13 protein-coding genes are annotated in these 13,873 nt (G+C 35.6%); 6 read left to right on the top strand and 7 right to left on the bottom strand.

All coding sequences use genetic code 11. From position 1 onward, the window contains the following. Positions 1–28 precede the first annotated feature (28 nt). Together G3O09_RS01185 and G3O09_RS01180 are read left to right on the top strand one after the other, a co-directional pair. Entirely contained in the window at positions 29–385 is a 357-nt protein-coding gene (locus tag G3O09_RS01185) for a hypothetical protein (protein WP_163099234.1), read from the top strand. A 166-nt stretch (positions 386–551) separates the two neighbouring features. Further along, positions 552–941, top strand: a complete 390-nt coding sequence (locus tag G3O09_RS01180; RefSeq protein WP_163099233.1) for a hypothetical protein — start codon at positions 552–554, stop codon at positions 939–941. A 279-nt stretch (positions 942–1,220) separates the two neighbouring features. Here the strand turns inward: G3O09_RS01180 and G3O09_RS01175 are convergent, their stop codons facing one another. The 3 genes from G3O09_RS01175 to G3O09_RS01165 form a co-directional block, all read right to left on the bottom strand. Then, complete coding sequence (locus G3O09_RS01175; protein WP_163099232.1) at positions 1,221–2,534, bottom strand: polysaccharide deacetylase family protein; 1,314 nt, start codon at positions 2,532–2,534, stop codon at positions 1,221–1,223. A gap of 128 nt (positions 2,535–2,662) precedes the next feature. Beyond that, positions 2,663–3,886 (bottom strand): EAL and HDOD domain-containing protein, encoded by a 1,224-nt coding sequence (locus G3O09_RS01170; protein ID WP_163099231.1) that lies wholly within the window; start codon positions 3,884–3,886, stop codon positions 2,663–2,665. A gap of 669 nt (positions 3,887–4,555) precedes the next feature. After that, positions 4,556–5,026, bottom strand: a complete 471-nt coding sequence (locus G3O09_RS01165; RefSeq protein WP_163099230.1) for a hypothetical protein — start codon at positions 5,024–5,026, stop codon at positions 4,556–4,558. 203 nt (positions 5,027–5,229) lie between these two features. On the opposite strand from G3O09_RS01165, the gene G3O09_RS01160 reads away from it, so the two are divergent. Beyond that, the gene (locus G3O09_RS01160) at positions 5,230–5,382 is read left to right on the top strand and encodes a YpzG family protein (RefSeq protein WP_163099223.1); all 153 of its coding nucleotides are present in this window, start codon (positions 5,230–5,232) and stop codon (positions 5,380–5,382) included. 172 nt (positions 5,383–5,554) lie between these two features. On the opposite strand, the gene G3O09_RS01155 is transcribed toward G3O09_RS01160, so the two are convergent. The 4 genes from G3O09_RS01155 to G3O09_RS01140 all read right to left on the bottom strand — a co-directional run bounded on the left by G3O09_RS01155 (position 5,555) and on the right by G3O09_RS01140 (position 9,733). Continuing rightward, positions 5,555–6,154, bottom strand: coding sequence for a response regulator transcription factor (locus G3O09_RS01155; RefSeq protein WP_163099221.1), 600 nt, complete (start codon positions 6,152–6,154; stop codon positions 5,555–5,557). Continuing rightward, positions 6,151–7,287, bottom strand: a complete 1,137-nt coding sequence (locus G3O09_RS01150; protein ID WP_163099219.1) for a sensor histidine kinase — start codon at positions 7,285–7,287, stop codon at positions 6,151–6,153. Before G3O09_RS01150 ends, G3O09_RS01155 begins: the two co-directional genes overlap by 4 nt. A gap of 176 nt (positions 7,288–7,463) precedes the next feature. Next, complete coding sequence (gene desA, locus G3O09_RS01145) at positions 7,464–8,495, bottom strand: Delta(5) desaturase DesA (protein ID WP_163099217.1); 1,032 nt, start codon at positions 8,493–8,495, stop codon at positions 7,464–7,466. A 341-nt stretch (positions 8,496–8,836) separates the two neighbouring features. Beyond that, positions 8,837–9,733, bottom strand: a complete 897-nt coding sequence (locus tag G3O09_RS01140) for a DUF899 family protein (protein WP_163099215.1) — start codon at positions 9,731–9,733, stop codon at positions 8,837–8,839. A 164-nt stretch (positions 9,734–9,897) separates the two neighbouring features. On the opposite strand from G3O09_RS01140, the gene G3O09_RS01135 reads away from it, so the two are divergent. From G3O09_RS01135 to G3O09_RS01125, 3 genes are all read left to right on the top strand, one after another. After that, on the top strand, positions 9,898–11,619 hold the full coding sequence (locus G3O09_RS01135) for a methyl-accepting chemotaxis protein (RefSeq protein ID WP_163099213.1): 1,722 nt from the start codon (positions 9,898–9,900) through the stop codon (positions 11,617–11,619). 444 nt (positions 11,620–12,063) lie between these two features. Continuing rightward, the gene (locus G3O09_RS01130; RefSeq protein WP_240338309.1) at positions 12,064–13,323 is read left to right on the top strand and encodes a DUF2157 domain-containing protein; all 1,260 of its coding nucleotides are present in this window, start codon (positions 12,064–12,066) and stop codon (positions 13,321–13,323) included. Continuing rightward, positions 13,301–13,870, top strand: a complete 570-nt coding sequence (locus G3O09_RS01125) for a GDYXXLXY domain-containing protein (RefSeq protein WP_163099209.1) — start codon at positions 13,301–13,303, stop codon at positions 13,868–13,870. Before G3O09_RS01130 ends, G3O09_RS01125 begins: the two co-directional genes overlap by 23 nt. Positions 13,871–13,873 lie beyond the last annotated feature (3 nt).

The following is a 13,873-nucleotide window of genomic DNA, read 5'->3' as shown; positions in this document are numbered from 1 at the left end:
AATTTAATTATGAAAAGGGGAGAATTAAATGAAAAAGGTTCTTTTAGTTTCTGCTTTATCTCTAAGTGTATTAGGGGTTGCTAGTGTTTTCAGCACAACTGGATTCAAGCTTGCAGAAATGCCAACGCAACACAGTGTTAAACCTACTGTTGAATTAGCAGAGATGCCAACTCAACACAGTGTTAAACCTACTGTTGAATTAGCAGAGATGCCAACTCAACACAGTGTTAAGCGTTCTGTTGAACTAGCAGAGATGCCAACGCAACACAGTGTTAAGCGCTCTGTTGAACTAGCAGAGATGCCAACGCAACACAGTGTTAAGCGTTCTGTTGAATTAGCAGAAATGCCAACTCAACATAGAGTAACCACAGTATACAACGCGTAATAAAATAAAATACCGAATGCTGGAATCATTTTTATGACTCCAGCATTTATTTTTATCTTTTATGAAATAATGAGTCTATTTTACCTAGTAAAAAATAATATAGACAGGTTATTCTTTAATTATAAATATGTTATATTTTGGATAATGGGAAAGTAGGGGTCAAAAGGTGATAAGTCTCCAGGAGAAGTATTGTCCATGTTGTTTAGATATCATGTTTCGAAAAAAAGAATTTGGAGATCAGCTGCAAGCCATTAAATCTCAAATCAATATAAATAAAGATAACTTTATTTATGATGTGGAAGATATTCTATTATTAAGGAATGCTCCTTTAGACTTGATCATGAAAGTGCGTAATACTATTCGCCAAGGATTTGATAACAAAGAAATAAAGGAAGATGAAATCATAAGTAATATACTTAATGCAATTAATTTCATTTCTAGCTGTTTCTCTTGTGGATATATAAATGAAGAACATCATGCAATAAGTGAATATAAGAGAAGTTCCTTTTTGTGCGTTAAAATCAGAAAATTCCTAAGGTTAGAAAAAGTTAATTGAATAAGAAGATATCAATTTTTTCTTAGTTAGTTTAAACAAGAATATATGTAAATGTGTGAACTGTCCTGCAAAGTATTTACAGTCTAAAAAGAAAAACGTTGTTAATAAATGACCTCAGTATTAAACTAAGGTCATTTTGTAATTTTTACAGGAAAATAATCCTTATTTTATTCCTCATATAATAGCCCTTCCATAGATGCATTATCTGATTTTACTAGTCGATTAGATTCAACCTCAACTTTTAAAGCAATCTCCGGAGTTGCTATACTTTCTGATATTCTATAGCCTTTCATCCTTCCAAAAATTTACCGAAAAATGTTCTTTTGGATTATAGGCTTCTAGAGAGTAACCTTGATTCACTAAGTAATCTACTATAGTAGGCAAATAGGTAAGTGTTTTTTCCGAATCATGCATGAGGATAACGATTTTATCTTGGTTCTTTTTGGTGTTGATCCCTGTTTTAACATTTCTTATTATTTCATTAGGATTATTAGGGTACTTCCAATCAAAAGTATCGATATTCCAATCCCACATTTTAAAGTGTTGGTTCACTAAACCATTACGAAATGAATCGGTCATATAAGGTTTGCTACCATATGGAACTCTTACTAAATGGCTATCCAATTTAGTAATGGAATATAAAGTCTTCCTTGTTTGCTCCATTTCATTGACCACATTTTGCGGCTTTCCATAAAGTTTATTTTTATCGTGAGAAACACTGTGCAAACCAATATAATGCCCTTCAGCCACCATCTGTTTAACAGTACCGGAGAATTTTCTCATATTTGGCTCAATCACAAAAAAAGTAGCTTTTGCTTTTTTTGACTTTAATAGATTTAGGATCTTCGATGTATGTACATTTGGTCCATCATCAAAGGTTAGATACACTTTTTTCTTTTTAGGAGTTTCTTTTTTTATTACAGGAGTCGTTTTTGGTTGGACTGTTGGTGAAATTGTTTTTTCTTTTGTTGAAGCGGTTTTGTTTATCTTGAAAAAATCAACATTACTGATTTTTTGACTTCCATCCAATATCCTAAATGCAGAGTTCTTAGAAAGGTCGTAGAATCTAAAACCAAAATTTTTTGAGAAGGTTTTAATTGGGATATATATTACATGATCGATGACTTTGATGGGACCTTTAAGCTTAGTCTGAACAATTTCGTAGGTATTAGTATTTTCATTAATGTTTACCTTGTTGTTCCCTTTATGTATTGTGTGGATATGAGTTATTTCGTCTGTCACTAAATTTGCTCCTATGGCACTTGTGAAATCGTCTAAACTTATATAAGTGGTGTGATCAAGAATCCTTAGTGAATCTTTGTTTTCGTATAGTTTGTCATTCACGATGAATGAGAGTTTCAATTCTGATTGTGATGGTGGATTGGTAGGCGAAGTGAATGATAGTTTATATTTACTAATATGTTCTCCAGTCGCGAATACAAAATCACTCAATAGTAATTCATTGTGATGTATTGTTACTTCATTTAGACAAACGGCTTTTTTATGAGCTGGATGGGAGGCGTGTGCTATCATTGGAAAGAATGAAAATAGGAAGATGGAAAAGAATAGTAAATATTTAATAGATTTCCCCATAAACTCAACCTCACATATTTTGATATTTTAATAGAAATATATGAGGAATTATTTAGAGTATTCCTAAATCAGCTGGAGAAATACAAAAGGCTACCATGATGGATGGAAGCCTACTGGGAAAAAATATTTTAGTTTAAATAATATATGGAATTTAACAATGAGTCAGACCATTCAATGGCATCTAGATAAAATTGGTAAATCACTTTTTCTTCTAAATTTAACAATTTACTAGCTTCACTTGTTTCTACCATATTGCCCCGTTCTAATGAAGAGATTAATTGCAAGACCACACTTAAATCATTAGAATTTCCAAGTAGGGCTTCTTTAATAGGTGAGGTTAAAGGAAGTTCTACTAAAATATCTTCCATAGGGCGTTCAAGAATCGTATCGATTAAAGAAAATAATCCTAATAAGAAATATTCTGAACTAGGAGTTTTTTTAATTTTAGCGATTGATTCAGAGAATTTAGCCCTACATAAAGAGATTTTAATGACTTCACAATTCTTTCGGGTAATTTTATTAGCGAAAGCCAACACCACTACCCATTTTCTTAACTCGTTGAGACCGAGGATTATAATTGCTTGTTTTACAGAGTTAATCCTGTTTCTCATATGATAGGCGGTACTATTCACAATTTTAAGCAGTCTGTAGGTTAATGCAAAATCATTTTCCACTAGCTTAACAATTTCATTGATATTAGGATCAGGTTGGTCAATCTTATTTAATAATTGAGAGTATTGTTGAGTACCAATTGAGGAAACGTCTTTAGTGTTGATGATAACTGGTTTACTAAAAAAGTAGCCTTGGAATAAGTGGAAGCCGAAAGATAGTGCCTGCTCATAATCTTCTCTGTTTTCAACTTTTTCCGCTAATAATTTTATTTCCCTATGGTCAATAGCTTTTAATATCTCTTCTACTTTTCTAAGATCTGTATTTAAAAAGTCTATTTTGATGATGTCTGCATACTCTAAGAGAGCTGCATTTTCTTCTCTTAAAACAAAATCATCAAGTGCAATCGTATATCCAAGCGATTTAAGACGGGCGCATGCCTCTAAAACTTTTGGAGTGGGTTTAATATCTTCTAACAGTTCAACTACGATAATATCTTTATTAAAATAAGTAGGTAAGTCATCTAGGATTAGATTTTCAGTAAAATTTACAAAGCACTTTTTTCGGTTGGCTAATTTTTCAATCCCGATAATCATAAAACTATTAACTAAGACATCAAGTGTGGCTTGATCACCATTAAACTCAAGATACTTATTTTCATTCCCACTTCTACTTAATAATTCGTAGCCAAACAGTTCTAGCTTATCGTTGAAAATTGGTTGCCTGCCCACAAAAACATCCAAGCAAACACTTCCTTTTCCAATAAAGGTTTTATATTAATGGCATGGGCTAATTAAAACTCATTACATTCATTTTATCTGTATATAAAAGAGAATTCTACTAATTTTTGTAAAAATAGTAAATAACTTTAAACATAAGAAAAAGGATCCCCATATTGGAAATCCTTCTTTATCTTTGAGCTTCAACCCTCATGCGAGCCCCATTTTTACAATAGCGAAAATATAATACTAGCCAGATGCTTTGTACAATTAAGTATATTGGAAAAGAATAATATAATTTATATCCATACCTATAGTGAAAGACATCAAAATAGACAGCGGCCCCTTCTAATCCAGTGCTTATCAAAGACCAGAGGAGTATGTAGGTGGGGATGGAGATCCGTTTAAGTCGATCAAAAAAATAAAAAAACATGTAACTGACAGGCCCATAGGAGATATATGAAACAAAATCAATGAACTGATAGGAAGAATTATCATTAACATCATAAAAGCTGACTGGGATGACACTTAAGGAATGATCAAAGAAAAAACCGGTAAAAACACCACATGTAAAATACACGATGGAAATTTTCATAGGGAAGCGTTTCGGTAAGAATATCATTGTGAGAATGCCGATAGTTAGGCCTACTATGATGAACCACTCATTGGAATTGAATTGATTGTCGTATACCTTCATGCTTTTTTCACTTCTTTCTGATCCACTCTAGTGATCAACCAGGCCATCACACTTGAAAATAGTGCATAACTACTGAAAAGGAGGATTGTATATGCGATGTGCCAATTGTGAGTCTTGATAATGTCCAACGATTCCATTAATTTTCCCATCAGAATAAAGCTTAAAATAATCGCTATAACTATTAGCCATTTGAGCTTTTTCCATGAATATAAAATTAAATTGGCCGTTATGACAAAAACAAGTGGAATCATGATTAATCGAATGGTTAAATCTGCTAAAGACTTTTCGACATCATGATTCACGGATATTCGATGCAGATTAATATGTAAGATAGTAAAAATGCTAAGTTCGAAAATGGTATTTACAAAATAAAGGAATATCATATCCAGTTCGGAAAGCTTTTTCGGTATTAAATGTAGGACAATGATGACTACCCATGTGATTAGGACACAAATTGCTAATGACACGTAGATGCCTCCTTAAAGATGTTCTTGGCATTCTTAATAGGTATTCTGTCCTGAAATACAACAATATACTCGATACATGAAAGCATCCTGTTATAAGTTTGTTTTAGAATAATCCCGGACAAATTTCTGCATACTTATAATGATATTCTTTGGGGATATCAAGTTCCCAGCTTATCCAATACAATCTATGAGGTGACACGAATATGAGCTATAAAGATCATTTAGATCCACATTCTCAACGGTTTCACCATAATTGGACAAGACCTAAGCGTTCAAAATCTCAAGTAAATGGGCATACTGAAATGTCGATAAAAAACATTATACTCAAGAGTAATGCAAAGGCTCACAGATGGTAAAGGATATCTGAGAAACAAGAAAGAAGACGCTTTTTGGGCGTCTTCTTTTCTAAATGGTAATATCCAATATTGGTTCGGTAATAAATGACCTCAATTCGGTAATATCCCAGTCACGTTCGGTAATAAGTACCCGACGTTCGGTAATATCCCAAAATTCAGCAACCAATTAATTCTATTTAAACCAACCTTTTTCCTTAATCCTGGTGATTGCTTCAATCCGGTTGCCAACTTCAAGTTTATCTAAAATCGTGGAGATATAATTTCGGACCGTTCCGGTTTTTATACTGAGCTCGTCTGCAATTTCTTTTGTGTTTTTTCCATCCGCTACGAGAACTAGCACTTCTTTTTCACGTTCTGTGAGAGGATTTTCTTCCGCATACACATCGTCGACTAATTCTGGGGCATAGATTCGTTTACCAGCCATGACGCTTCGAATGGAGCTGGCTAATTCTTCGCTTGGGCTATCCTTTAATAAATAAGCATTTACACCCGCTTTTAGTGCTCGTTGGAAGTAACCAGAGCGGGCAAAGGTAGTTAAGATGATGACTTTGCATCCTAACCCTTGGATTTCTTCCGCAGCATCAAGACCAGTCTTGATTGGCATTTCTATATCCATGATACAAATATCTGGCTTTAAGCGATGGACAAGAGAGACGGCTTCTTCACCGTTGCCTGCCTTTCCAACCACTTCCATGTCATCTTCCAAACTGAGTAGTGAACCTAGTGCGCCCAACAACATACGTTGGTCTTCAGCTATGACAATTCGAATCATACAAGCTCCTCCCGTTCCATCTGTTTAACGACATTTGGTACACTTATTATTAAAGTAACCCCGTCCTGACAAACTATTTCCAGTGATCCGTTGACGAATTCAAGCCTTTCTCTCATTCCAAGCAAACCGTTCCCTCTGCAAAAATCTGCTTCTTTAACATTGTCGGAACCGTTATCTTGAACGGTCACAACCGTTTCATTTATGGACTGTTCAATTTGAATTTCGCATGTAGATGCTCCACTGTGTTTGACGACATTGGTAACAGCTTCCTTCAAACACATGCTCAATATATTCTCTGTGAGGATAGGAACGTTATTTAATGAAATTTGCTCTGGACCGATATACTTGATTTGTGCAGCTTTCAAGATTTGTCTGACTAAGACAAGTTCCTCCTTCAAAGTAATGCCCCGCATTTGAGATACCATTTTCCTCACTTCATTCAAAGCAGTTCTAGCCGTTTGTTGTACGTCTTTCAGTTCAAACCGGGCTTGATCAGGATCTTTTTGTATCAGTTTACTAGCCAAATCACTTTTTAAACCGATCAGTGATAGCTTTTGACCGAGTGTGTCATGAAGATCACGGGCAATTCTTTGACGTTCCTCTAGCTTTACTAATTCAGAAATTCGTTTGTTGGCATCCTCCAGCTTTTCTTCCAGCTGCCCCATTTCATTTCGATTACGGATGTTGAAGGGGAGGAGGATGACGCTTATACAAATGATGATGATAAATGGTAATTGTTTTAGAAAAACTTCTTGGTTCAACACGATGGTAAAGTTAATCGCCACGGTTGTGCTGATTAGATGAACGATGTATAAGATAAGAAAAGCAATACGGTCTTTTATATTTCCTATGAGGTAGGCTATAAAGAAAGCGAAGTACACGTAGCTGAAAAAGCTCGTCATCGTAAAGGAGATGCTTATCAAGATACAGGTCCATATATAAACGGACCACCTTTTAGAGATAAAGGCAAATCGATAGGTAATAAAAAATAGAATGGTAAGTAAGCTACCGATGATGATTTCTTTAGGTGAAGACGATTGAAACAAAAAATAAAACGGCAAGATGCTTAAAACTGCCCATATATAAGGGGAGATGCCAGTGTTCTTTTTGAAGAGAATAAGCCTTTTAAACATAATGGAGACCTCTTTTTGTCTTTCACGAGAAAGTTATTAATTGGTAAAAAGGAGGAGTAGGAGTTTGACTACGCCTCTATCTTTGCATGAAGGCCCGCCAATAGGCGAGCCTTCTAATGTTTGTAAGGTTATCTTATCATAAAGAAACACTTGGATTCTTGTCAGAACATTTTAAGTTAAACGGATGATTTAGGTGAACTGAATTGGTCTTTATTTTGGAAAGCTTTTAGTTCCTTAAACCCAATAAACTTCTTCCCTTGTTCATCCCACAGATGCATCTTTAAAGATTGTAAGCTAGTTGATATCGTAAGCGTTTGAGCGTGCTGTAATGGTTCGCTATTATTATGAACTTCTTCCAGCTTATAATTTGGGACTCTTGGACTTAAATGATGGACATGGTGAAAACCTATGTTTCCTGTCATCCATTGAAGGATTTTTGGAAGCTTGTAGTAGGAGCTTCCTTCTACGGCAGCTCTCACGTACTCCCATTCATCATCGTGTTCAAAATACGTGTCTTCAAATTGATGTTGAACATAAAACAACCAGATTCCTGCAATTCCAGAAATTAAAAAGATTGGACCTTGTACTAAAAGGAATGCTTCCCAACCAACTGCCCAACACATCAAACCAATTAAAGCAACGATAGAAACGTTAGTGATATATGTGTTAATGCGCTCTTTACGTCTAGCGCCTTTTCGATTGAATCTATTTAGGATTAAGAAAATGTAAATCGGACCTAAAACGAACATGACAAACGGATTACGATACAAACGATAAGCAAATTTTGTCATAGTAGAAGCTTCCATATATTCATCTATAGTCATAATCCAGATATCGCCAGTTCCGCGTTTATCTAAATTACTGCTAGTGGCATGGTGGACAGAATGGCTGTGTGCCCATTGATCATAAGGGAACACAGTCAATACTCCAGTGATTGTTCCAACAATTTTATTCGCACGGCGGCTTTTAAAGAAAGAGTGGTGGCAACAGTCATGGAAAATGATGAAAATTCTAGTGAGTAGCCCAGCATTGATTACTGCCAAAGCAATTGTTAACCAATAAGAAATGGAAAGACTTTTATACGCAAGGAACCAAATAAGTAGAAATGGTCCAATCGTATTGACGATTTGCCAAATGCTGCTCTTGATTTCCGGTTTTTCATATGGTGCTGTGAGTTTGCGCAGGTTTTTTGTATCCTGATTAGTCATATTTTAGTTTTCCCTTCCTCATACTTCATAGTTTATTACCTCCTATTATAAGTAAGTGAAAAGAAGCGTGGTAGTCATACGTGTCATGTCCAAACCATGATAAATGTCATATATGGGATAGATAGTGTAACTGGATTAGAATTGGCCCTTGATTATTTTGGCATTTAAGGGAAGTTTTATAACGGAAATTTATAATTAGTTTTAGTTCTTCTAGTCTTATGACCTGGTGAAAAGTTAATCAAACGTTTGATTAACTTTTGATGAAAGAGGCTATACACAAGGGTTTTAAAGGATTCTTATCACAAAAAAACAGCCGGTTTTCCGACTGTTTAATAAAAGATTTATTTACTTTCAAACAAATGAAACTTCATGCCGAATGGATCTGCTATCATGACACTTTTATCTGAATATACCTTTGTAATGGTACATCCATTTTCTAATAGTAGGGTCTTAGCCGAATCAATATGAGTAACTGAAAACTCGAAGTGAGTGTTGTTATCAGAACTTTTTTCTAGGTAGAAGTTGGTGCCACTCATTGAAAACTTTGTTTCGTTTTCAAAGGATTGTTCAAGCTTAAAGCCTAATATATCTCGATAAAAAGGGATTGCCTTTTCATATTCCCTCACACCGATTGCGATATTGTTGGTGATTTGAAACGGAGATCGATCATGAATCTTTCTTTTCACTTCTACATTTTCACTCGTTGAAGGTAGTAAATCGAACAAATGCCACGTGACACAATAATCATCACCAGGTCCAAATGGTGCTTGGGCATGAAGGGTGATGTGTCCATCTTCATCTTTATGAAAAGTAGAGACACCAGGATAGTATTGCTTTCCTTTTTGAAAGCCCATGTCAGTAGTAAATGTACTGTCTTTTACTGAAATCATGGGAAACTTCCATTGACGTTCGGCTGCCAAATCTCCTTGAACATCTGGTGTATCTGGGGAAGCTAATACAAAGCTAGCTTGATCGATTAAATGATGATATACCCCATTGAATCCGTCCGTCCACATTGTGCAGTAGGAACAACCTTTCCCCATATTATGAATGATGATTAATTGATCTTTTTCTCCAAATAAATCGTGTAAGGTAACTTGTTGATTAGAGGATGTAACAAATTCATAGTTTTGGATGGGTCTTTTTTGTTTAGAAGATCTAAGTTTGGCAAGTTGCTTCTTTTTGTCAAGTATTTCATGTTCGAGCTCTTCAATTTGAGTTAAAAGGGTGTTTTTCATCAGCTTTCCAACTCCTCAAAATAAAATCGTTACACCCTAGAATTCAGTAAAAGAATTAACAATCCTTTCCTTTTTTGACTATTCTCTAAAATAAAAATAGTTTATGATGTAAAAGTGACTATTTTACTAGAATAATGCATTTATTTTGAAGAAGAGGTAGAAATATGAAGAAAAGCATTAAGTTAAAAATGTTATTGGTTTTTTCTGCTCTTATTTTACTATCAGGACTTTTGATCAGTTTCCTTGCTTATCAGTCATCTGCTCAATTAGTAGTAGAATCGGTTAGCAATCAAGCCGAACAAATCGCAAAACAAGCTGTAAAGAAAATTGATGTCGAAAAGTATAAGGAAATAACGCCTCAGTCAGGTGAGAATGAATATTACCATGAGCTTCGCCAGCAATTGAATGAAATTAGAGAAACAAATGGACTATTGTATTTATATACGATGCAAAGAACTAAAACGGATCAAGGTTACGACTATCAATATATAGTAGATGGAATGCCGAAAGATTCCGAGGATGCTTCTAAGCTTGGTGAAAAAGAAAAAATGGATGAGTTTCCAATATTGAAGGAAACCTTTGAAACAGGTAAAGCTGCCATAGGAGAATTAAGCTATGATGAGCAGTACGGGGCGGTAGTTTCTGCATATATCCCTATCAAATCCAAGAGCGGAGAAGCGTTAGGAGTGGTAGGGGCAGATTTTGATGCTACTAAAATCTATGAAACCATGCAAAAGAGCAAGCTCAAAATGATTATAGTTACTGCGATAATTTTATTGATTAGTATCCTAACCATCGTTGGTTTCACACGATACATAGTGAACCCTCTGCAAATTCTGACGAAACAGGTTGAATTGGTTGGTAGAGGGGATTTGTCCACTTCTTTTGAAAGCAAACGGACGGATGAAATCGGAAAATTATCCCTTGCTTTTAATGGAATGGTCACTGATTTAAAACAGGTCATCCAGGGAATTAATCATAATACGATGGAGGTCCAAATCACCACTGCGGAATTGTTGGCCCAGGCAATTGAAACAAAAGCAGCAAGCCATCAAATAGCGGCGACTATGGAACAGATGGCAATTGGCTCAACCACTCAATTTAGAAGTTTAGAGGAAAGTGTTTGTGTCATGGAAGGAATGGCTGAAGGGATCAATCACATTGCACAGTCGTCTTCTACTGTATCGGAGTTTTCTACAAGGACACTACAGGAAGCAGAACAAGGAAACGAGAAGTTAGAAAAGGTCATTGAACAAATGAAGACCATCAGTGAATCCGTCAATCAGTCTTCTTCTTTCATTAAAGTTCTAGAAACCCATTCAAATGAAATTGCCACGATTATTAATATCATTCGTGAAATTTCAGCACAAACAAATTTACTTGCCTTAAATGCGGCCATTGAAGCGGCAAGGGCGGGGGAGCATGGAAAAGGCTTTGCAGTGGTAGCGGATGAGGTTCGAAAACTAGCAGAGCAGTCCGAACGATCAACTGAAAGCATTCAACATCTTATTGAAAAAATCCATGATGATACAAGTGTTACGGTAAAATCGATGGATACAGTAACAAGAGATGTTGAAAAGGGTATTTCTTTTGTAGAAGAAACAGGGGAGGCTTTCCATACCATCTTGGATGCCATTCAAGGCGTTGTTCATCAAATGCAAGAAGTAACGGCTACATCTGAAGAAATGTCGGCTTCTACTGAAGAGATAACAGCATCTTCACTTGAGACAGCTAATATTGCAGAGAAAGCGGTAACTAGCACGAACGAGACGGTTGAAGTCACGAAAGAACAGGATCACCTCGTATCGGATATGTCTGATTCGATTGAAAAATTGTCACGTATGGCGAACGAGTTAAAAGAATTAACAAATAAGTTTACGCTTTAAAATGTAGGCTCTGTTAAAGCTTATTGTTGATTTATCCACTATGTTGATTGGAGTGGAAGGCGCTCGACTCCTGCGGGAGCAGCGGGACAGGTGAGACCCCACAGGTGCAGAGCGCCGAGGAGGCTCACCGCCCGCCCCGCGGAAAGCGAGTGCCTGGAACGGAAATCAACATCTACGTTTAACAGAGCCAAAATGAAAAAGGAGCAAGGACCGAAAAGGGCTTGCTCCTTTTTCGATAATTACTTTTTATGACATTATTCAGGCATGGATTGAAATAAAGGACAATAAAGTATGGAAAGCGGATGTGATGCTGTATATGCTTAAATTGGATGTTTTTGTATAATTTAACATATACAGAAACAAAGTTTGTATTTAGAATAGTTCTGTTGTATTAGGTGTATTGTAGGGATTTTATAAACAAAGAGGGTGTTCAATTTGAAGCGAGTGGTAACGCGATCAGCCTACGAGTTCCTTAAACGAGAATTCAATGATTTAGAAAGTGCAGGTCATTTAGATAAAGGCCAATCAGACAGATTGATTGATTTGTATGAAGCACCAAAAGAAGTCCCTACTAAACAAAGTCTGAACTCCATACAAATCCTATTCTTGATAGGTGGCATTTTGATTGGGTTAGGCATTTTAAGCTTTGTGGCGAGTAATTGGTCAGAGTTAACGAAAATGACTAAGTTTATCATCCTTTTAGGTACTTTGATTACCTTTTATCTTGCTGCTAGAAGGTTAGAGACGAAACATCCGGTTTTATCAAAAGCTTTGTATTACGTAGGAGCATTCGCCTACGGTGCGGAAATATTTTATATTGGACAATTATTTCATCTTGGTGGAAACTGGGAAGATGCTTTCTTAATGTGGGGGATAGGTATTTTACCATTAGCTTTTTATTTAGAAGACCAAAAGCTAAAGTTTGTCTCTTTAGCTTTCATCTATATTTATATCCATAATAAATTTATTTGGACAGATGATCTGACTGCATATGTAATGCTAGTTATTTTCCCAATCATGTTCGCATTTGGTCATTTTGTGATGAAAAGGTCATTGCCTTTATTTTGGGTCAATATCTTATCGGTTTATATTTTCATACAAGCACAATTTGCCATTAAACCTATAGAGGTTGAGGGTTTTCCATATGTATTTTTATTACTATTACCCGTACTTTTTTATATTGGGCATAAGTATCTAGATCGATCAAAGCCGTTATTTGTAATCAATCTAATTATGACGCTTCAGTTCTTTGTAATGGCGTTTAACTATTTTAATATAGAGAAATTCCTAATTGTATTATTATTTTATTTTATTATTGGAATGACTTTCGTTTATATTCAACATCAAGACTATAAAGTAGAAATAAAAGCAATTGGGATGGTGCTGCATTTCGTCACTGCTGTTACACTTTCTTTCCCTTATTGGTGGGAGGATGTTTCAGCTGAGAATGCATGGATGCTTTCACTTGGATTCTCCATTTTGTATCTTATCTATGCTCTTAGTTTAGTAAGGCGGGAGAATTTATTCGGGGTAACTATTGTTTGTGTATTCATCTTCCGTTTTTATGTAGATTTATCACTTGCTTTCATGAACAAATCGATTGCTTTTCTTATTGGTGGGATTCTCCTGCTTGCATTAGGATATTGGTTTGAAAAGACTCGTCGGAAGGAGATGACAAAGAATGAAGAAACTATCAAGGAATAAATTCTTTATCTTTGCATTAGCCTTTCCAATCATTTTGTTATTGAGTATGCTGGTCAAGCCGCTTACAGCGACTTATTTAGGGGAATCAATTAAGTTGCAAACCATACCATATGACCCTAGAGATTTGTTTTACGGTGATTATGTAGACTTGAATTTTGAAATAGAAGAAGTACCTTTAGACATCATCTACGAGCCACTTTTAAAGAAATTGGACATTCACGGGGATAGTTCAAAACCCTATCAAGATGTGAAGGTATTCATAGAACTGAAGGAAGACAAAGCTACAGGGATTTTCAAAGCATGGCGGGTTGTAGAAACCAAGCCAAAATCAGGAGTATACATCAAAGGAGTCATGAGCCCTTATGTGGACTGGACTGCTGATAAAGGGTATAAAAAAGTGAACATCAATATCCCTATAGAACGTTATTACCTAGAAGAAAATACAGGTAAACAACTTGAAAAAGAATCAAGTCAGGGTCGTTTAATAGCTACAGTAAAAGTTTATAAGGGATACCCAATTCTACAAAGTGTAGAGGTTAACAAGTAAAGT

The sequence above is a fragment of the Peribacillus alkalitolerans genome (genome assembly GCF_010882125.1).
GTDB lineage: Bacteria > Bacillota > Bacilli > Bacillales > DSM-1321 > Bacillus_BN > Bacillus_BN alkalitolerans.
Note: the sequence above shows the minus strand (reverse complement) of the source record. Positions and strands in the feature narration are given on the sequence as shown.

Excerpts from the sequence above, each read along its gene's own strand:
- G3O09_RS01185 (WP_163099234.1), top strand. The coding sequence starts at position 29 with ATGAAAAAGGTTCTTTTAGTTTCTGCTTTATCTCTAAGTGTATTAGGG.
- G3O09_RS01160 (WP_163099223.1), top strand. The coding sequence starts at position 5,230 with ATGAGCTATAAAGATCATTTAGATCCACATTCTCAACGGTTTCACCAT.
- G3O09_RS01175 (WP_163099232.1), bottom strand. The coding sequence starts at position 2,534 with ATGGGGAAATCTATTAAATATTTACTATTCTTTTCCATCTTCCTATTT.
- G3O09_RS01135 (WP_163099213.1), top strand. The coding sequence starts at position 9,898 with ATGAAGAAAAGCATTAAGTTAAAAATGTTATTGGTTTTTTCTGCTCTT.
- G3O09_RS01150 (WP_163099219.1), bottom strand. The coding sequence starts at position 7,287 with ATGTTTAAAAGGCTTATTCTCTTCAAAAAGAACACTGGCATCTCCCCT.
- G3O09_RS01125 (WP_163099209.1), top strand. The coding sequence starts at position 13,301 with ATGAAGAAACTATCAAGGAATAAATTCTTTATCTTTGCATTAGCCTTT.
- G3O09_RS01140 (WP_163099215.1), bottom strand. The coding sequence starts at position 9,733 with ATGAAAAACACCCTTTTAACTCAAATTGAAGAGCTCGAACATGAAATA.
- desA (WP_163099217.1), bottom strand. The coding sequence starts at position 8,495 with ATGACTAATCAGGATACAAAAAACCTGCGCAAACTCACAGCACCATAT.
- G3O09_RS01155 (WP_163099221.1), bottom strand. The coding sequence starts at position 6,154 with ATGATTCGAATTGTCATAGCTGAAGACCAACGTATGTTGTTGGGCGCA.